This is a genomic window from Serratia sp. A07 (assembly GCF_058725505.1).
This window is the reverse complement of sequence record NZ_JBZXDO010000008.1, coordinates 102075-121804: the sequence shown is the minus strand read 5'-3', so window position 1 is coordinate 121804 and position 19730 is coordinate 102075. Positions and strand designations below refer to the sequence as shown.

Below are 19730 nucleotides of genomic sequence, written 5' to 3'. Positions count from 1 at the left end.
CATAATAAAAATGATAGCGGGGAAAAATTTATGTCAACACCAGAATTGTCGCGCTCCGGCGGCTGGTTCGAAAAAGCCCAGCTGTTCGGCAAATCGTTCATGCTGCCGATCGCCGTGCTGCCGGCGGCCGGCCTGCTGCTGGGGATCGGCGGTGCGCTGTCCAACCCCCATACCGTCGAGGCGTATCCCTGGCTCGACGTCGGCTGGCTGCAAAGCGTATTTACGGTGATGGCCAGCGCCGGCGCCATCGTGTTCGCCAACCTGGCGGTCCTGTTCGCGGTCGGCGTGGCGGTGGGGTTGGCCAAAAGCGACAAGGGCACGGCGGGGCTGGCCTCGCTGATCGCCTATCTGGTGATGAACGCCACCATCAATGCGCTGTTGAAAATCAACGGCACGCTGGCCACGCAGAACGCCGGCGCGGTGGGGCAGGGAACGATTCTCGGGATCCAGACGCTGGAGACCGGGGTGTTCGGCGGGGTGGTCATCGGTCTGGTGACCTGGTATCTGCACGGCCGCTACAACAAAATAGCGCTGCCGCCGTTCCTGGGCTTTTTCGGCGGCTCGCGCTTTGTGCCGATCGTCAGTTCGCTGGCGGCGATGGCGGTCGGCGCCCTGATGACCGTGGTGTGGCCGCCTTTCCAACGGCTGATCTTCGGCATGGGCGGCCTGGTGGACGCCAGCGGTTATCTCGGCACCTTTATCTACGGCTTCGTGCTGCGCATGCTTGGGCCGTTCGGCCTGCATCACATCTTCTACCTGCCGTTCTGGACCACCGCGCTCGGCGGCAGCGAAGTGATCAACGGACAGCTGGTGGAAGGCACACAGCGCATTTTCTTCGCCCAGTTGGCCGACCCGAATACGCAGCAGTTCTACATCGGCACGGCGCGTTTCATGTCCGGCCGCTTTATCACCATGATGTTTGGCCTGGTCGGCGCCTGCCTGGCGATGTACCAAAGCGCGCGCCCGGAGAACCGCAAGCGCGTCGGCGGGCTGCTGCTGTCGGCGGCGCTGACCTCTTTCCTGACCGGCATCACCGAGCCTATCGAATTCTCGTTCCTGTTCATCGCGCCAGCGCTGTACGTGGTGCACGCGCTGTTCGACGGCCTGGCGTTTGCGATCGCGCACATTCTGCATATCACCATCGGCCAGACGTTCTCCGGCGGTTTTATCGATTTCATGCTGTTCGGCGTGCTGCAGGGCGAAGCGAAAACCCACTGGATGTATGTGCCGCTGGTCGGGGTGCCCTGGTTCTTCCTGTACTACTTCACGTTCCGTTTCCTGATCCTGCGCTTCAATTTCAAAACGCCGGGGCGCGAGGTGGAAACCGTGCCGGAAGCGGTGATGAGCGGCACCGAACGCTCGCAGCAGGTGCTGGCGGCGCTGGGTGGCAAAGAGAATATCGTCGAACTGGATTGTTGCGCCACGCGGCTGCGCGTGACGGTAAAACAGGGCCGGTTGCTGGACGAGGGCGGGCTGAAGGCCAGCGGTGCGCGGGCGGTGATCGTTCGCGGCAACGGCGTTCAGGTGATCTATGGCCCGCACGTGACCATTATTAAAAATGAAGTCGAGGAGTTGTTGGATTTATGACGCTTTCCATTTTGCAGCAGATTAAGGGCCGGCTGGTGGTGTCTTGCCAGGCACTGGCCGACGAGCCGCTGCACAGCGATTTTATCATGGCACGCATGGCGCTGGCGGCCGAGCAAGGCGGTGCGGCGGCGATTCGCGCCAACGGCGTCGAAGACGTTAAAGCCATCATGCGCACGGTGGCGCTGCCGGTGATCGGCATTATCAAGCGCGATTATGCCGGTAGCGATGTCTATATCACGCCGACCCTGCGTGAAATCGATGAGCTGATGGCTGCGGCGCCACAGATGATTGCGCTGGACGCGACCGGCCACCCTCGGCCAGGGGAGCTGCAGCTGGCGGCGTTGGTTGCCGCGATCCGCGCCAGGTATCCCCGGCTGCTGCTGATGGCGGACATCGCCACCGTGGAAGAGGCGCAAGAGGCTGCCAGGTTGGGGTTCGACTGCGTGGGCACCACGCTGCACGGCTATACCGCCGAAAGCCGGGGCGCCCGACTGGCGGAGGACGATTTCGGTTTTCTGCGCGCGGTGTTGGCGGCGGTGCCGGTGCCGGTCATCGCCGAGGGCAATGTCGAAACGCCGGCGATGGCCGCACGCTGCCTGACGTTGGGGGCGCATGCGGTCGTGGTGGGCGGCGCCATTACGCGCCCGCAGCAGATCACTCGCCGTTTTGTCGAGGCCATCGGCGGGCGGTGAAGGGCTCCCCGGCGCGCCGGGGAGGAGGGATCAGGCGTGCTGCTGGAGGAACTCCCGCCACAGCTCGACCACCCGCTGCAGATCCTGACGGCTGACGTCGAGGTGGGTCAGAATGCGCGTCAGCGGGCCGCTGCTGATCAGCACGCCGCGTTCGCGCATCCACGGGCCGAATTTGGCCGCCAGCGCAGGCGATTGGCGCAGGTACAGCACGTTGGTCTGTGCGCCGGGTTCGGCGATCTCTACGCCGATCTGCCGCAGCTGTTGCTCCAGCCAGACCGCGTTGTCATGGTCTTCGCGCAGCCGCGCGACGTTATGCTCCAAAGCGTAAAGACCGGCCGCCGCCAGGATGCCGGCCTGACGCAGCCCGCCGCCGGTCATCTTGCGCCAGCGCAGCGCGCGCTGAATGAAGGCCTCGCTGCCGCACAGCAGCGATCCGACCGGCGCGCCCAATCCTTTTGACAGGCAAATGGTGAAGGTGTCGCAGTATTGCACGATCTCTTTCAACGGCAGGTTCAGCGCCACGGCGGCGTTGAAGATGCGCGCGCCGTCGATATGCAGCGCCAGCTGCCGCTCGCGGGTAAACTGCCACGCCTGCTGCAGGTAGGCCTGCGGCAGAACTCGGCCGCTGATGGTGTTTTCCAGGCTCAGCAGCCGGGTGCGGGCGAAGTGGATATCGTCGGGTTTGATGGCGGCGGCGAGCTTGTCCAGCGGCAGCGTGCCGTCCGCGTCGGCCTCGATCGGCTGCGGCTGGATGCTGCCCAGCACCGCCGCGCCGCCGGCCTCGTATTTATAGTTGTGCGCCTGTTGGCCGACCAGATACTCGTCGCCGCGCTGGCAGTGGCTCAGCAGCGCCACCAGGTTGGCCTGGGTGCCGCTGGGCAAAAACAGCGCCGCTTCTTTGCCCGACAGGCGTACCGCCTCGGCCTCCAGCGCGTTGACCGTCGGGTCATCGCCGTAGACGTCGTCGCCGACCTCTGCCTGAGCCATCGCCTGGCGCATGGTGGCGCTGGGGCGGGTGACGGTGTCGCTGCGTAGATCGATAAGCATAGGGTTCCTGGAATGTAAGGGAGAGGAAAAGGGTACATGGCATCATATACCCTTTATTTCACCGGGGCAGCTTGCTTAGCGCAGCCAGTTGGTCTTCGCCAGCTCGACCACTTCGTCGCCGCGGCCGTTGATGATGGCGCGCAGCATGTACAGGCTGAAGCCTTTCGCCTGTTCGAACTTGATCTGCGGCGGCATCGCCAGCTCTTGCTTGGCGGTGACCACGTCCAGCAGCGCCGGGCCGGGGTGCGCCAACATCTCCTGCAGCGCGCCGTCCAGATCCGACGCTTTTTCCACGCGGATGCCCTTGATGCCGGCGGCGTTGGCGATCGCCGCGAAGTCCGGGTTATGCAGGTCGGTGCCGTCGGTCAGATAGCCGCCGGCCTTCATCTCCATCGCCACGAACCCCAGCACGCTGTTGTTGAACACTACGATTTTCACCGGCAGTTTGAGCTGCGCCAGCGACAGGAAATCCCCCATCAGCATGGTGAAGCCGCCGTCGCCGCACATGGCGATCACCTGTTTATCCGGCGCGGTGGCCTGGGCGCCGATCGCCTGCGGCATGGCGTTGGCCATCGAACCGTGGTTGAACGAACCGAGCAGGCGGCGCTTGCCGTTCATTTTCACGTAGCGGGCGGCCCACACCGTCGGCGTGCCGACGTCGCAGGTGAAGATGGCGTCGTCGCTGGCGTACTGGCTGAGCTGCTGCGCCAGATACTGCGGGTGGATCGGCTGGTCGTCGTTGGCGGTCGCCAGCCCGTCGAGATCCTTACGCGCGTTGCGGTAATGCTCCAGCGCCTTGTCGAGGAACGTCCGGTCGCGCTTGGGCTCCAGCTGCGGTAGCAGGGCGGTGAGGGTGGTGTGGATATCGCCCACCAGCGCCATGTTGACCGGGCAGTGCGCGCCGATGCTGCCGGGGTTGATGTCGATTTGAATGATGTTGGCGTTGGTGGGGTAGAACGCGCGGTAGGGGAACTGGGTGCCGAGCAGCACCAGCGTGTCGGCGTTCATCATCGCGTGATAGCCGGAGGAGAAGCCGATCAGCCCGGTCATGCCGACGCTGTACGGGTTATCCCACTCGATGTGCTCCTTGCCGCGCAGCGCGTGTACCACCGGCGCCTGCAGCAGCTCGGCCAGCTTGACCACCTCATCGTGCGCGCCTGCGCAGCCGCTGCCGCACATCAGGGTGATGTTCTTCGCCTGATTCAGCGTCTCCGCCAGCTTGTTCAGCTCGCTCATCGGCGGCTGCACCAGCGGCAGCGCCGGGGTATGCCAGGTCAGGGTCGCGTCTTCCGGCGCCATGCGCAGCGCCACGTCGCCCGGCAAGACCACCACCGAGACGCCGCGGTTGAGGATCGCCTTGCGCATGGCGATCTCCAGCACGCGCGGCAGTTGTTCCGGGTTGGAAACCAGCTCGCAATAGTGGCTGCATTCGCGGAACAGCTCCTGCGGATGCGTTTCCTGGAAGTAGCCGCTGCCGATTTCGCTGGAAGGAATGTGTGCGGCGATCGCCAGCACCGGCACATGGTTGCGGTGGCAGTCGAACAGCCCGTTGATCAGGTGCAGGTTGCCGGGGCCGCAGGAACCGGCGCACACCGCCAGCTGGCCGGTGAGCTGGGCTTCGGCGCCGGCGGCGAAGGCGGCCACCTCTTCATGGCGGGTGCCCAGCCATTCGATGGTGCCCATGCGGTGCAGGCTGTCGCTCAGGCCGTTGAGCGAATCGCCGGTCACGCCCCAAATGCGTTTTACGCCGGCTTGATCCAGCGTTTTGGCGATCAGTGTGGCTACGGTTTGCTTCATGGTTCCCCCAAACATGGTTTGAAAAACGATGTGTACTCGATCCGGTGAGTGGCAGCAGAACAACTGCAAGCATAGCTTACCGGCTGTGGACGAGATGCGGTCAGGAAGGGTAAAGAGCGTAGGACGGAGGAAAGTGTAACCGGGCGGGGATGAGGGAGCTTGCCGATAAATGCCCCATCGCGGCGATGGGGCCAGGGGATCACGCCAGCGTGACGTCGCCCTGCAGCTGGCAACTGCAGGCCAGCACATAGCCCTGAGCTACCTCTTCCGCGCTCAGCGTCATGGTGCTGGTGGTGGTGTAGTCGCCCTCGAGGATGCGGGTTTTGCACGAGCCGCACACCCCGGCGCGGCAGGCGGCGTTGACCGGCAGGGCATTGGCCTCCATCGCCGCCAGCAGCGTGCTGCCGACCGGCACGCGGAATTCGCGCAGCGGGCGGGCGGCGCGCAGCGTCAGTCCTTCGGTGGCATCGGCCTGCGTTGTCGGCGTGTGGAACTGCTCTTTATGGAAACGCTCGGCCGGCACGCCGAGCCGGCGGCAAAGCTGCTCCACCTGTTCCATGTAGGGCGCAGGGCCGCAGGTCATCACCGTGCGTTCGACGATATCCGGCGCCGCCTGCCGCAGCGTCTGTTCATCGATGCGGCCGCTGAGGTAGCCGGGTTGCAGATCCCGCTCTGCCATCAGCGTCAGGCGCAGCTGAGGATGAGCGGCGCACAGCGCGCGCCATTGATCGGCGAAAATCGTGTCGGCGGGGGTGCGTACGTTAAAGATCACGGCGATATCGCAGGCCGGACGGTTGGCGGTCAGCCAGCGGCACATCGAGACGATCGGCGTCACGCCGCAGCCGGCGGCCAGCATCAGATAACGATCGGCCGGGTGGCGCTCGCAGCTGAACTCGCCCTGCGCATCGGACAGCCACAGCGTGTTGCCGGGCTTGACCTCTTGCGTCAGCCAGCGCGATCCGACGCCGTCCGGCAGGCAGCGCACGCTGATGCTGAGAAAGCGGCTCTGGCCGGGCGAGGAGGAGAGCGTATAGGCGCGCAGCGTCTCCTCGCTGTTGCGGATGCTGACCAGCGCAAACTGGCCCGCCTGATAAGGGTAGAAAACGTCGCAGATCAGGTTCAGCGTCCAGACGTCGGCGGTTTCACGTCGGATGGAATGCACCTGCATGCGGTTCGGGCAAAGCGGAGTGGGTTGAGTCATCGGGGCACCTCAAAAAGCAAAGGGGCCGGCGCAGGCGGCCCCATAACGTAACGGCATCAGGCGAGCAGCGCGTTGATATCCTGCTCGACGGTGGTGATCGGACGCAGGCCGAATTTCTCGTTGAGGATCGCCATCAGGTTGTCGGTCAGGAAGCCCGGCGCAGTCGGGCCGGTGACGATGTTTTTCACCCCCAGCGACAGCAGCGTCAGCAGAATGACGATCGCCTTCTGTTCAAACCAGGACAGCACCAGGCTGAGCGGCAGCTCGTTGACGCTGCAGCCGAGCGTGTCCGCCAGCTTGACCGCCAGCATGATGGCGGAGTAGGCGTCGTTGCACTGGCCGACGTCCAGCAGGCGCGGCAGCCCTTCCAGGGTGCCGAAGTCAAGCTTGTTGAAACGGTACTTGCCGCAGGCCAGCGTCATGATCAGGCAGTCTTGCGGCACGCTGCGGGCGAAGTCGGTGAAGTAGCTGCGCTCGTCGCGGCTGCCGTCGCAGCCGCCCACCAGGAAGACGTGGCGCAGTTTTTTCTGCGACACCAGATCGATCACCGTGTCGGCGGCGTTCAGCAGCGTCTGGCGGCCGAAGCCGACGGTGATCAGGTGCTCAATTTCGGTGTAAGGGAAGCCGTTCATGCCCTGCGCCTGGCGGATCACGGCGCCGAAGTCGTCGCCTTCCAGATGGTTGACGCCCGGCCAGCCGACGATGCTGCGGGTCCAGATGCGATCCCCGTAGTTGCCGACGTTCGGATCGATGATGCAGTTGGAGGTCATCACGATCGGGCCGGGGAATTTGGCGAATTCCGTCTGCTGGTTCTGCCAGCCGCTGCCGTAGTTGCCCACCAGGTGCTTGAATTTTTTCAGTTCCGGATAGCCGTGCGCCGGCAACATTTCGCCGTGGGTGTAGACGTTGACGTTTTGCCCTTCGGTTTGTTCGAGCAGCATGCGCAGATCTTTCAGATCGTGGCCGGAGATCAGAATGGCTTTCCCGGCTACCGGGCGCACGTTGACCGCGCTGGGCTGCGGATCGCCGTAGGCCTGGGTTTCGCCGCGATCGAGGATCGCCATCACGTTGAAGTTCATCTTGCCGATGCCCATGGCGTTGTTCAGCAGAGTGTCGACGTCGCGCGGCCGGGTGCCGAGCCAGGCCATAAAGGCGTGGTAGTCGGCATAGAGCTGCTCGTCGAACTGGCCGAGCACGTGCGCGTGTTCCATATAGGCCGCCGCGCCTTTCAGGCCGTACAGGCACAGCATGCGCAACCCGTGGACGTCGTCGCCTACCTCGGCCTTGTCACTGTTGAGGGCAAACTGCGCCGCCTGTTGCAGCAGCGTAGGCATATCGTCACCGGCCAGCTGCAGCGTCGCCATCGGGTGATCGACGCGTACGCCGGCGTCCAGCAGCCGGCAACGGGCGGCCAGCGAATCGCGCAGCAGCAGGGTTTCGCGCGCGTAGCCGATGATGCGCTGAGAGTCGAAGTTAACGTTGGTCAGGGTGGAGAAGAAGGCGCGCGGGGCGAAGCTGTCGATCTCGTGGTCGACGATGCCCAGCGAACGCGCCTGCAGCGCCCAGGCGGAGAGCCCCTGCAGCGCCGCCACCAGCAGATCCTGCAGATCGGAGGTTTCCGCCGTCTTGCCGCACATGCCCTGAGCATACGCGCAGCCGTTGCCTGCCGGGGTACGGATGGTTTGTTCACATTGCACACAGAACATAGTCGCTTCCTTTTATTTTTAAAGTTGCATTTGTAATGCTTGTTTAAAAGCATAGATCGGCGATCGGGGTTGCAAAAGGCTTTTGTGCGACTACTGCGGGCAAGTTTGATTTAGCGCAATTTTGCCGTGCGGATGGGAATTATTACGCTTTGGGGGCCGGGCGGCCCCAGGGGAAAGGATCAGGAGAACAGGGCGATCAGCACCGGCGCCAGCAGGCTGAGCAGGAAGCCGTGCACGATGGCGGGGGGCACCATGTCCAGCCCGCCGCTGCGCTGCAGCACCGGTAGGGTGAAGTCCATCGAGGTGGCGCCGCACAGGCCGAGGGCGGTGGAGCGGCTGCGGCGCACCAGCGTCGGGATCAGCATGATCGCCACCAGCTCGCGCGCCAGATCGTTGAAGAACGCGGCGCTGCCCATCACCGGGCCGTAGGCGTCGGTGATCAGAATGCCCGACAGCGAATACCAGCCGAAGCCGGAGGCCATCGCCAGCCCGGCCTTGACCGGCAGCCCCAGCAGCTGCGCCGCCAGCGCGCCGCCGGCCAGCGACGCGACGGTCACCACCAGCGCCACCAGCGTGCCGCGGCGGTTGAGCACGATCTGGCGCAGCGTCATGCCGCTGTTGCGCAGCTGAATGCCGACCAACAACAGCAGGAAGATCAGCGCATATTCACTGCCTTTATGGGCGAACTGCAGCCATTGCCACTGCGTCAGGCCGAGCAGGAAGCCGCCGAGCACCACGCCGCACAGCTTGAGCGACTCCAGCGCCATGTGCACGCGCGAAGGCAGCTTTTCCTGTTTATGGCTGCTGCGCCACGGCATGCGCCGCTCCAGCAGCGTCAGCAACAGCAGATTGGCGCAGAGAATGCAGAAGAAGAACACCGCGCTGTACTGGAAGATCAGCACCAGGTTACTGCTGAGATCTTCCATGAACGCCAGGCTGATACCCATGAAAAACAGGATCACGTACACCATCCAGCTCAGCAGCCGGTTGATCAGCACCAGCAGCGGGCGATGGCGTAAGGGAATGAGGTAACCGGCAATCAGCGGTAACAGAATAATCAACAGTCCTGAGTACATGGTGCAGCTTGTGTCCTTGAGTTTTGAAGCGCGCCGAACGGCGGCGAGGAGCACACGCTAACCAAAAGCCCGGCCGGAGTAAAGCGGCAGATTTGACGTTGGCCGCTTGACCTGCAAGGGGTTTTTTGACCATGCTCTGTGAAGGTCACCTCATTGAAGAGGCGACGGCGCGCACGGGAGGCGGCGGATGTTCTTGGAGCGTATCGAAATTGTAGGTTTTCGCGGCATTAATCGGCTGTCCCTGATGCTGGACGACAACACGCTGTTGCTCGGCGAAAACGCCTGGGGTAAATCCAGCCTGCTGGATGCGCTGACGCTGCTGCTGGCGCCGGAGCAGAAGCTGTATCGGTTTGAAGCGCACGACTTTCATTTTCCCCCCGGTGAAGAGTCGGCCAAAGAGCGCCACCTGCAGGTGGTGTTCACCTTCTGCGAAAAAGACATCGGCCATGCGCACCTGCCGCGCTATCGCCACCTGACGCCGCTGTGGGTCAAGGGGGAAGATGGCCTGAGCCGCATTCATTATCGCTGCGAGGGCGAGCTGGCCGACGACGGCACGGTGTGCACCTGGCGCGGTTTTCTCGACGCCGACGGCAACGCCTTTCAACTGCACCATATCGAACAGCTGGCCCACGCCATCATCCGCATCCACCCGGTATTGCGCCTGCGCGACGCGCGCTTTATTCGCCGCCTGCGCCCCAGCAGCCTCGGCGATGAACGCAAACCCGATACCCAAGCGCTGGCGCAGCAGCTGGATCAGCTGACGCGCGAGCTGGTGCGCAATCCGCAGAAGCTGACCAACGGTGAGCTGCGCCAGGGCCTGGCGGCCATGCAGCAGCTGCTGGAGCACTATTTTGCCGAGCAGAGTTCGCAGGTGGCGCGGCCGCGCCGCCGCGGCGGCGAACCGGAGCAGGATGCCTGGCGTGCGCTGGACGGCATCAACCGCATGGTGGCCGAACCGAACAGCCGCAGCATGCGCCTGATCCTGCTCGGGATGTTTTCCACCCTGCTGCAGGCCAAGGGCGACGTCAAGCTGGATCCGCATGCCCGGCCGCTGCTGCTGGTGGAAGACCCGGAAACTCGCCTGCACCCGATCATGCTGTCGGTGGCCTGGGGGCTGCTCAATCAGCTGCCGCTGCAGCGCATCACCACCACCAACTCCAGCGAACTGGTGTCGCTGGTGCCGGTGGAGCACGTCTCCCGGCTGGTGCGCGAGTCGGGGCGGGTCGCGACCTACCGTCTCGGGCCGCGCGGGCTGAGCGCCGAAGACGGGCGGCGCATCGCGTTTCACATCCGTTTCAACCGGCCGTCGTCGCTGTTCGCCCGCTGCTGGCTGCTGGTGGAAGGCGAGACCGAAGTGTGGCTGCTGAACGAGCTGGCGCGCCAGTGCGGCTACCATTTCGAGGCGGAAGGGGTGAGGGTCATCGAATTCGCCCAGTGCGGCCTGAAGCCGCTGCTGCGCTTTGCCCGCCGCATGGGCATCGAGTGGCATGCGCTGGTGGACGGCGACGAGGCGGGAAAAAAGTACGCCAATACCGTGCGCAGCCTGCTGGACAATCATGAAGACAACGAGCGCGATCGGCTGACCGCGCTGCCGGCGCCGGACATGGAGCACTTCATGTTCCGCGAAGGGTTCGGCCCGGTTTATCACCGGATGGCGTCGGTGCCGCTCAACGCGCAGATGCCGGTGCGCAAGGTGATCCTGAAAGCGGTCCACCACTCGTCGAAGCCGGATCTGGCGATCGAGGTCGCGATGCAGGCCGGCGAATGGGGCACGGACTCGGTGCCGCCGCTGCTGAAGAAAATGTTCTCACGGGTGATCTGGCTGGCGCGCGGCCGGGCGGACTGACGGCCAGCCGGGCGTTATCGGGCGCAGAAATGCGCCGCCAATCCTTGTTCCAGCTCGTCCAGCAGCTGATAGCGGCGGCGATACTCGGCGCGCTTCTTGCTGGCAATCTCTTCGATCGGCTTGCGAGCGATGCGTTCGGGCAGCAGGAAATAGCCGCTGTCGAGCGGTTTGGCGCCCATCGACAGCCAGAACTGATCGTAATCGGCGTGCAGTTTGTCCTTCTTCTTACTCTGGTAACGCCAGTTTTGATAGATATGGGTGGCGTTGCTGACCGCCACGATCTGGCGGATACCGAGGTGCCGCGCCAGCGTGCAGATGCCTTCCAGCACCAGGCGTTTGGGGAACAGGCCGTGACACTCTTTGGTGGTGTGCTGGATCTCGGCGTGCGGCACCTCATGGTTGGCGCCCTGCAGGCCGCCGATGAACAGCGTGGGTTGCTGCTGATAATGCATCAGCGCAAAGGTGATCTCCGCCAGCATCACGCCGTTGGCGTTGCGCAGCAGCAGCGTGGCTTCCCCTTCCTTATTCAGCTTGTCGATCGCCGCCAGTTCCAGCGCGATCGGCGCTTCGTTTTTGCCCATCGCGCTGGCCAGCACGAAAGACTGCGGGCCGAGGTGGCCGAGGCGCATCTTCAGCGGCATGCGCTGCGCGATGAGATCGTAATGATCGCGCAGGGCGAACAGGCATTCGATCTTGCTCATGTTGGCCGCCAGATACGGGCGATGCAGTTTGCACGGCAGGTTCGGCTGCGCGCTCAGGATCTCTTCCAGCAGCGGGTTGCTGGCCAGGGTGCTGAGCAGGCCGCTGGTAGTGCGCCAGTTGAGCAGCGAACGGCCGAGAAACTTCAGGCGAAACGAGGTTTTTTTCCAGGCGTTGCTCGGTGCCTTTTCGCCATTGATCAGCGCCGTCATCAGTTGCCAGCCGTTAAGCGGCCGGGCGGAGGCGAGTGGGTAGCTGAGCTGTGACATGATGAAATCCTTGGCTGTATTGAATGGCGCTATTTCATCAAGGCTTCACTAAACGGGAGTTCAATGCTGAACTGTAACCAGGCGTGTCTCCACATTGTGTTGAGCTAAGGTTTAGTTATTCCCTACGGTGCGTGCTAATTTAGCTCCGCCGCCGCAATGGGCGGTTGATATTCACAAGCACAGGCAGGTCAATTTTGACAGGGTTTAAAGGACATAAACGCCGCTGGATACTCGTTCTGGCGGTCATTGCGGCGCTTGCCGCGGCGGCCGTTTGGCACTTTCGCCATCCGGCACCAACCGATTTCAAAACGGTAAAGGCCACCCAGCGCGATCTGCAGCAGAACGTGTTGGCGACCGGCCAACTGGACGCGGTGCGCAAGGTCGACGTCGGCGCGCAGGTCAGCGGACAGCTGGAAAAGCTGTATGTCGAGATCGGCGACAAGGTGAAGAAAGGCCAGTTGCTGGGGGTTATCGATCCGCAACAGGCGCAGAACAGCATCCGCGAAGGCGAGGCGACGCTGCGTGAACTGCATGCGCAACTGCTGCAGGCGCAGGCCGAACAGCAGCTGGCGGCGGTCACGCTGCAGCGCAACCAGGCGCTGGCCAAGCTGCAGGCGGTGTCGCGCCAGGATCTGGATCAGGCGGCGACGCAGCTGGCGGTGAAGAAAGCGCAGGTGGGCACCATCAATGCGCAGATCGCGCGGAACCAGGCCAGCCTGGATACCGCCAAGATCAACCTGGCCTATACCCGCATCGAGGCGCCGATGGATGGCGACGTGGTGCAGATCACCACGCTGCAGGGCCAGACGGTGATCGCGGCGCAGCAGGCACCGAACATTCTGACGCTGGCGGATCTCGGCACCATGCTGGTGAAGGCGCAGGTATCGGAGGCCGACGTCATTAACCTCAAGCCGGGTCAGAAGGCCTGGTTCACGGTGCTGGGCGATCCGACCCGGCGCTTCGACGGCGTGCTGAAAGACATTCAGCCGACGCCGGAAAAGGTCAACAACGCCATCTTCTATTATGCGCGTTTCGAAGTGCCCAACCCGGAAAGGTTGCTGCGCTTGCAAATGACGGCGCAGGTGCATATTCAGCTGGCCGGCGTCGAGCAGGCGCTGGTGATCCCGCTGGCGGCGCTGGGCGATCAGATCGCCGACAATCGCTACCACGTCTCGGTGCTGAAACAGGGCAAGGAAGAGAAGCGCGAGGTGGCTATCGGCCTGCGCAACAATATCGACGTGCAGATCCTCAGCGGCCTCGAGGCGGGCGATGAGGTGATCGTCAGCCGCGGCGGCGTGGAGGCCGGCTGATGGCGGCGCTGTTGCAGCTGAGCGGCATCCGCCGCAGCTACCGTTCCGGCGAGCAGACGGTGGAGGTGCTGAAGGGGATCAGCCTGAGCATTGAAGCCGGTGAAATGGTGGCGATCATGGGGGCCTCCGGCTCCGGCAAATCGACGCTGATGAACATTCTCGGCTGTCTGGACAAACCGAGCGCCGGCGTGTATCGGGTGGCCGGGCAGGATGTGGCCACCCTGAGCGACGATGCGCTGGCGCAGCTGCGGCGCGAGCATTTCGGCTTTATCTTTCAGCGCTATCATCTGCTGCCGCACCTGAGCGCGGCGCACAACGTCGAAGTGCCGGCGGTGTATGCGGGGCTGGGCAAAGCGGCGCGGCGCGAACGGGCGGTGGCGCTGTTGCGGCGTCTGGGGCTGGGGGAGCGCGTCAACTACCGGCCGAGCCAGCTTTCCGGCGGCCAGCAGCAGCGCGTCAGCATCGCCCGCGCCCTGATGAATGGCGGGCAGGTGATCCTGGCGGATGAACCGACCGGCGCGCTCGACAGCCACTCCGGCGAAGAAGTGATGGCGATCCTCAAACAGCTGTGCGCCCAGGGCCACACCGTGATCCTGGTGACCCACGATCCGGCGGTAGCGCGCCAGGCGGAGAGGATCATCGAGATCCGCGACGGCGAGATTATCGCCGATTCGCGTCCGGCACCGCAGGAGAATGCGCAGGCCAAGCCGCTGGCGCTGGCCGCGGCGGCGGCTTCCTGGCGGCAGATGGGCGGTCGTTTCCGCGAGGCGCTGGTGATGGCCTGGCGTGCGATGGCGGCCAACAAGATGCGCACCGCGCTGACCATGCTTGGTATCATTATTGGCATTGCCTCGGTGGTGTCGATCCTGGTGATCGGCGACGCCGCCAAGCAGATGGTGCTGGCGGACATCAAATCCATCGGCACCAACACCGTCGATATCTATCCCGGCAAGGACTTCGGCGATGACGATCCGACCTACCGGCAATCGTTGAAATACGGCGATCTCGATGCGCTGCGCGAACAGCCTTACATCAGCGCGCTGTCGCCGAGCATCAGCAGCAGCATGCGGCTGCGCTTGGGCAACGTCGACGCGGCGGCCAACGTCAACGGCGTCAGCGAGCAGTTCTTCCGCGTGTACGGCATGAGCTTTACCCAGGGCGTCGGCATCGATCCGCTGCAGGTGCAGTCGCAAGCGCAGACGGTGGTGATCGACGCCAATACCCAGCGGCGGCTGTTCCCGCACCAGAAGAACGTGGTGGGCGAGGTGATCCTGGTAGGCAATATGCCGGCGACGGTGGTCGGCGTGGCCAAGGAGAAGCAGTCGATGTTCGGCAGCAGCAAGACGCTGAACGTGTGGGTGCCTTACAGCACCATGGCCAACCGGCTGATGGGCAACAATTATTTCGACTCGATCACCGTGCGCATCCGCGACGGTTACGACAGCAAGGAAGCGGAACAGCAGCTGTCGCGCCTGTTGACGCTGCGCCACGGCAAGAAGGACTTCTTCACCTATAACATGGACAGCCTGGTGCAAACCGCCGAGAAAACCACCCGCACGCTGCAGCTGTTCCTGACGCTGGTGGCGGTGATTTCGCTGGTGGTCGGCGGTATCGGCGTGATGAACATCATGCTGGTGTCGGTGACCGAACGTACGCGCGAGATCGGCATCCGCATGGCGGTGGGTGCTCGTTCCGGCGACGTGTTGCAGCAGTTCCTGATCGAGGCGGTATTGGTCTGCCTGGTGGGGGGCGCGCTGGGGATTACGCTGTCGTTCGCCATTGGTCTGGCGGTGCAGCTGGTATTGCCGGGCTGGCAGATCAGCTTCCCGCCGGCGGCGTTGCTGAGCGCGTTCCTGTGTTCCACCGGCATCGGGGTGGTGTTCGGCTATCTGCCGGCGCGTAATGCCGCGCGGCTGAATCCGATCGATGCGCTGGCGCGCGAGTAAGTAAAAGGCATAAAAAATGCCAGTCACACGGCGGCTGGCATTTTTATCGCAGTCACGGTCAATGCAGCGCGACGCTGCCGGAAGCGTTTAGGACAGCGCCTCGCTTTCCACCGGCACAATAAGGCTGGCATGGTTCCCTTTTGGCCCTTGATGCACGTCGAAGCTGACCTGCTGGCCCGCCTTCAACGTTCTGTAACCATCCATCTTGATGGTGGAATAATGCGCGAAAATATCTTCGCCACCGCCGGCTGGGCAGATGAAGCCAAAACCTTTGGCGTTGTTAAACCATTTAACAGTACCCGTCTCCATGCTTTTACATCCCTCGCAACGCTATTTTAAGTGAGATGAATAACTGATTTCGCACTCGCCGTGGGCGGGTAGCAGCGTGGACAAAGGGTGGTTAAAAGACCACCAGCCACGAATTTACACTCTAGAGCAAATGATCGGGCCGTCAAGGGATCGGCTTTTGTCGGCGGGGAGCAGTTCACCAAAGTTTGAAGCAGGTAACGCTATTGCCACGATTCAGTCACAATTGGCCCGTTTTTTTGCGCACGTTACAGTGCGGCGGGACGAAGCCGAAGATGATAAAATAGTAACTATCCCCCACTTTGAATAACCGAAACCTGCCCCCATATAAGAGGGCAGAGCAGAGAAGATGAGCAGCGATGGGCAATAACAACGACTGGCTAAACTTTGAACACTTGGCCGAAGAAAAACAAATCGATGCGGTAAAACCGCCGTCTATGTATAAAGTTATACTTAACAACGACGATTACACACCGATGGAATTTGTGATTGACGTTCTGCAAAAGTTCTTTTCTTATGATATTGAACGCGCAACGCAACTGATGCTCACGGTCCACTATCAAGGCAAGGCGATCTGTGGTGTTTTTACCGCCGAGGTGGCGGAAACCAAAGTCGTCCATGTGAACCGGTACGCAAGGGAGAACGAGCATCCGTTGCTTTGTACGCTGGAAAAAGCCTGAATAAGGCAATCTATTGGGGAGGTGCTTATGCTCAATCAAGAACTGGAACTCAGTCTCAACATGGCTTTCGCCAGGGCGCGTGAGCACAGACACGAGTTTATGACCGTGGAGCACCTGTTGCTGGCGTTGCTGAGCAACCCTGCCGCGCGAGAAGCGCTTGAGGCATGTACGGTGGATCTGGCCGCGTTGCGCCAGGAGCTGGAAGCCTTCATCGAACAAACCACACCGACGCTGCCCGCCGGCGAAGAAGAGCGCGACACTCAGCCGACGCTCAGCTTCCAGCGCGTGCTGCAGCGTGCGGTCTTCCATGTGCAATCTTCCGGCCGCAGCGAAGTGTCCGGCGCCAACGTGTTGGTGGCCATCTTCAGCGAGCAGGAGTCGCAGGCGGCCTATCTGCTGCGCAAACACGACGTCAGCCGTCTCGACGTGGTGAACTTTATTTCACATGGCACGCGTAAAGACGAGCCGGGCCAAGCGCCGAATGCGGAAAACCCGGTGAACGAAGAGCAGTCCGGAGGGGAAGACCGTATGGAAAACTTCACCACCAACCTCAATCAGTTGGCCCGTGTGGGCGGCATCGATCCGTTGATCGGCCGCGATCGTGAGCTGGAGCGCGCGATTCAGGTGCTGTGCCGCCGTCGTAAAAACAACCCGCTGCTGGTCGGCGAATCCGGCGTCGGCAAGACCGCCATCGCCGAAGGGCTGGCCTGGCGTATCGTGCAGGGCGACGTGCCGGAAGTGATGGCGGACTGCACGCTGTATTCGCTGGATATCGGTTCACTGCTGGCCGGCACCAAATACCGCGGCGACTTCGAGAAGCGTTTCAAAGCGCTGCTCAAGCAGCTGGAACAGGATCAGAACAGCATTTTGTTCATCGATGAAATTCACACCATCATCGGCGCCGGCGCGGCTTCCGGTGGGCAGGTGGATGCCGCCAACCTGATCAAACCGCTGCTGTCGAGCGGCAAGATCCGGGTGATCGGCTCGACCACCTACCAGGAGTTCAGCAACATCTTCGAAAAGGATCGCGCCCTGGCGCGCCGTTTCCAGAAGATCGACATCACCGAGCCGACGGCGGAAGAGACCGTTCAGATCATCAACGGCCTGAAGGCCAAGTATGAAGCGCACCACGACGTGCGTTATACCGCCAAGGCGATCCGCGCCGCGGTGGAGCTGTCGGTGAAATACATCAACGATCGTCATCTGCCGGACAAGGCGATCGACGTGATCGACGAGGCGGGCGCCCGCAGCCGGTTGATGCCGGCCAGCAAGCGCAAGAAAACCGTCAACGTGGCCGATATCGAATCCGTGGTGGCGCGCATCGCTCGCATCCCGGAGAAAACCGTGTCGGCCAGCGATCGCGACGTGCTGAGAAACCTGGGCCATCGCCTGAAGATGCTGGTGTTCGGCCAGGATCAGGCGATCGAAGCGTTGACCGAAGCGATCAAGATGAGCCGCGCCGGTCTGGGCCACGAGCGCAAGCCGGTCGGTTCCTTCCTGTTCGCCGGGCCGACCGGGGTCGGGAAAACCGAGGTCACCGTACAGTTGGCCAAGGCGATGGATATCGAGCTGCTGCGTTTCGACATGTCCGAGTACATGGAGCGGCATACCGTCAGCCGTCTGATCGGCGCGCCTCCGGGCTATGTCGGTTACGATCAGGGCGGGCTGCTGACCGATGCGGTGATCAAGCATCCGCATGCGGTGGTGCTGCTCGATGAGATCGAGAAGGCGCATCCGGACGTGTTCAACCTGCTGCTGCAGGTGATGGACAACGGGACGCTGACCGACAACAACGGCCGCAAGGCGGACTTCCGCAACGTGATCCTGGTGATGACCACCAACGCCGGGGTACGGGAAACCGAACGCAAATCGATCGGCCTGGTGCAGCAGGACAACAGCACCGACGCGATGGAAGAGATCAAGAAGGTGTTTACGCCGGAGTTCCGCAACCGTCTGGACAACATCATCTGGTTCAACCATCTGTCTACCGAGGTGATCCAGCAGGTGGTCGACAAGTTCATCGTCGAACTGCAGGCGCAGCTGGATGCTAAGGGCGTCTCGCTGGAAGTGAGCGACGAAGCGCGCGACTGGCTGTCGGTGAAGGGCTACGACCGTGCGATGGGGGCTCGCCCGATGGCGCGCGTCATGCAGGAGAACCTGAAAAAACCGTTGGCCAACGAACTGCTGTTCGGCTCGCTGGTGGACGGCGGTTCCGTGAAGGTCGAGCTGGACAAGGACAAGAAACAGCTGACCTACCACTTCCTCAGCGCCGCCAAACGCAAGGCGGACGAGGGCGCGGTACACTAAGGCTGCCTTCAGGCAAAGAAAAAGCGATGCTTCGGCATCGCTTTTTTTATGGGTGAGATTCACCGTACAACAGAAACGAGTGAGCCCTCTCAGTTTACCTGCGCACCTGCAACCCGTTGTGTAACGTCGCTGCGGGGGTAAACGGAAAGGGCTCCCGAGGGATTACATCCTCGATGCCGCCAGCGTGTGGCGCGCGGTGAGCCGATTAACGGCTACGGAAGACAATGCGGCCTTTGCTCAGGTCGTACGGGGTCAGCTCTACAGTGACTTTGTCGCCCGTCAGGATGCGGATATAGTTTTTACGCATTTTACCGGAGATGTGTGCGGTTACCACGTGCCCGTTTTCCAATTCAACGCGGAACATGGTGTTCGGCAGCGTATCAAGAACGGTGCCCTGCATTTCAATATTGTCTTCTTTGGCCATCGAATCCTCTAGGTCTAACTACCTTAGTTTTTAACCGGCAAGATAATGCCGAAAAACCCCCATTATGTAAAGATGTGTCGGTGAACATTGCACCGTTTCCATCAATTAGTTTACTGGAGAGGGCGGTTCAACCGGCTGTGGGGATATGACTTGCTGCTCCCAGCACGCCGGCGCCAAAGGCCGCCGTTGAAGGGTGCTGAGCTGCTGCAAAAATTGACGGCGCGGAATTTCACGCGCGCCAAGGCGGGCAGTGTGAGCGTTCAGCACCTGGCAGTCAATCAATTCCCCGCCATAAGCGGCAAAATGGCGGCAAAAGGCCATCAATGCGCATTTTGAGGCGTTGGTGACGCGGCTGAACATCGATTCGCCGCAGAACAACGCGCCCTGCGCCACGCCGTACATGCCGCCGACCAGTTGATCATCCTGCCATACCTCCACCGAGTGCGCGTAGCCGAGGCGGTGCAGATGCTGATAGGCGTGCTGTACCTCCGGGCCGATCCAGGTGCCTTCATCCGGCCGATGGGCGCAGGCGGCGATCACCGCGGCGAAGTCGTGGTTGAGCGTGATGCGAAACGGATCGTGGCGCAAAAAGCGTTTCAGGCTGCGGTTGAGATGAAACTCGGCAGGGAACAACACCGCACGCGGATCGGGTGACCACCACAGAATCGCTTCCCCCGGCGAATACCAGGGGAAAATGCCGCGCTCGTAGGCCGCCAGCAGCCGCGGCGCCGTCAGGTCGCCGCCGATCGCCAGCAGGCCGTTGGGATCGCGCAGGGCGCCCTCAGGCGAGGGAAACGCCAGCGATTGGGGGGAAAGCTTAACGATGCGCATACAGGC

Annotated in this window: 16 protein-coding genes; 7 read left to right on the top strand and 9 right to left on the bottom strand. The window is 62.4% G+C overall.

Going from position 1 to position 19730, the window contains the following annotated elements:
- Positions 1 to 30 precede the first annotated feature (30 nt).
- Together AC4PR2_RS11140 and AC4PR2_RS11135 are read left to right on the top strand one after the other, a co-directional pair.
- Positions 31 to 1587, top strand: coding sequence for a PTS transporter subunit EIIC (locus AC4PR2_RS11140; RefSeq protein ID WP_346420211.1), 1557 nt, complete (start codon positions 31 to 33; stop codon positions 1585 to 1587).
- Positions 1584 to 2279: an N-acetylmannosamine-6-phosphate 2-epimerase gene (locus AC4PR2_RS11135; protein WP_087762261.1), complete on the top strand. Its 696-nt coding sequence runs from the start codon at positions 1584 to 1586 to the stop codon at positions 2277 to 2279. Before AC4PR2_RS11140 ends, AC4PR2_RS11135 begins: the two co-directional genes overlap by 4 nt.
- Before the next feature lie 30 nt (positions 2280 to 2309).
- Here AC4PR2_RS11135 and ltaE read toward each other — a convergent pair whose 3' ends face one another.
- The 5 genes from ltaE to AC4PR2_RS11110 all read right to left on the bottom strand — a co-directional run bounded on the left by ltaE (position 2310) and on the right by AC4PR2_RS11110 (position 9106).
- A complete protein-coding gene (gene ltaE, locus AC4PR2_RS11130; protein ID WP_087762262.1) occupies positions 2310 to 3326 on the bottom strand; it encodes a low-specificity L-threonine aldolase in 1017 nt (338 codons plus the stop codon).
- Between the two features lie 75 nt (positions 3327 to 3401).
- Complete coding sequence (gene poxB / locus AC4PR2_RS11125; protein ID WP_087762263.1) at positions 3402 to 5123, bottom strand: ubiquinone-dependent pyruvate dehydrogenase; 1722 nt, start codon at positions 5121 to 5123, stop codon at positions 3402 to 3404.
- Between the two features lie 199 nt (positions 5124 to 5322).
- Positions 5323 to 6324, bottom strand: a complete 1002-nt coding sequence (hcr, locus tag AC4PR2_RS11120; protein ID WP_087762264.1) for an NADH oxidoreductase — start codon at positions 6322 to 6324, stop codon at positions 5323 to 5325.
- A 56-nt stretch (positions 6325 to 6380) separates the two neighbouring features.
- Positions 6381 to 8030 (bottom strand): hydroxylamine reductase, encoded by a 1650-nt coding sequence (gene hcp, locus AC4PR2_RS11115; RefSeq protein ID WP_087762265.1) that lies wholly within the window; start codon positions 8028 to 8030, stop codon positions 6381 to 6383.
- A gap of 179 nt (positions 8031 to 8209) precedes the next feature.
- Positions 8210 to 9106: a LysO family transporter gene (locus AC4PR2_RS11110; protein ID WP_087762266.1), complete on the bottom strand. Its 897-nt coding sequence runs from the start codon at positions 9104 to 9106 to the stop codon at positions 8210 to 8212.
- A gap of 187 nt (positions 9107 to 9293) precedes the next feature.
- On the opposite strand from AC4PR2_RS11110, the gene AC4PR2_RS11105 reads away from it, so the two are divergent.
- The gene (locus AC4PR2_RS11105; RefSeq protein ID WP_492175132.1) at positions 9294 to 10952 is read left to right on the top strand and encodes an ATP-dependent endonuclease; all 1659 of its coding nucleotides are present in this window, start codon (positions 9294 to 9296) and stop codon (positions 10950 to 10952) included.
- 14 nt (positions 10953 to 10966) lie between these two features.
- Here AC4PR2_RS11105 and AC4PR2_RS11100 read toward each other — a convergent pair whose 3' ends face one another.
- Positions 10967 to 11920 carry a VirK/YbjX family protein gene (locus AC4PR2_RS11100; protein WP_443014817.1) on the bottom strand — a complete coding sequence of 318 codons (954 nt, stop codon included), beginning with the start codon at positions 11918 to 11920 and terminating at the stop codon, positions 10967 to 10969.
- Positions 11921 to 12114: 194 nt separating this feature from the next.
- Here AC4PR2_RS11100 and macA point away from each other — a divergent pair, with 194 nt between their 5' ends.
- Both macA and macB read left to right on the top strand, forming a co-directional pair.
- Complete coding sequence (gene macA, locus AC4PR2_RS11095; protein ID WP_060440293.1) at positions 12115 to 13230, top strand: macrolide transporter subunit MacA; 1116 nt, start codon at positions 12115 to 12117, stop codon at positions 13228 to 13230.
- Positions 13230 to 15176, top strand: coding sequence for a macrolide ABC transporter ATP-binding protein/permease MacB (macB, locus tag AC4PR2_RS11090; RefSeq protein ID WP_089185759.1), 1947 nt, complete (start codon positions 13230 to 13232; stop codon positions 15174 to 15176). The genes macA and macB overlap by 1 nt, the downstream gene beginning before the upstream one ends.
- A gap of 87 nt (positions 15177 to 15263) precedes the next feature.
- Here macB and cspD read toward each other — a convergent pair whose 3' ends face one another.
- The gene (cspD, locus tag AC4PR2_RS11085; RefSeq protein ID WP_004928349.1) at positions 15264 to 15485 is read right to left on the bottom strand and encodes a cold shock-like protein CspD; all 222 of its coding nucleotides are present in this window, start codon (positions 15483 to 15485) and stop codon (positions 15264 to 15266) included.
- 356 nt (positions 15486 to 15841) lie between these two features.
- Here cspD and clpS point away from each other — a divergent pair, with 356 nt between their 5' ends.
- Positions 15842 to 16162, top strand: coding sequence for an ATP-dependent Clp protease adapter ClpS (gene clpS, locus AC4PR2_RS11080; RefSeq protein WP_004928347.1), 321 nt, complete (start codon positions 15842 to 15844; stop codon positions 16160 to 16162).
- Positions 16163 to 16189: 27 nt separating this feature from the next.
- Positions 16190 to 18469, top strand: a complete 2280-nt coding sequence (clpA, locus tag AC4PR2_RS11075; protein WP_492175131.1) for an ATP-dependent Clp protease ATP-binding subunit ClpA — start codon at positions 16190 to 16192, stop codon at positions 18467 to 18469.
- Between the two features lie 205 nt (positions 18470 to 18674).
- On the opposite strand, the gene infA is transcribed toward clpA, so the two are convergent.
- Positions 18675 to 18893, bottom strand: coding sequence for a translation initiation factor IF-1 (infA, locus tag AC4PR2_RS11070; RefSeq protein ID WP_002211347.1), 219 nt, complete (start codon positions 18891 to 18893; stop codon positions 18675 to 18677).
- 105 nt (positions 18894 to 18998) lie between these two features.
- Complete coding sequence (gene aat / locus AC4PR2_RS11065; RefSeq protein ID WP_197801757.1) at positions 18999 to 19724, bottom strand: leucyl/phenylalanyl-tRNA--protein transferase; 726 nt, start codon at positions 19722 to 19724, stop codon at positions 18999 to 19001.
- Positions 19725 to 19730 lie beyond the last annotated feature (6 nt).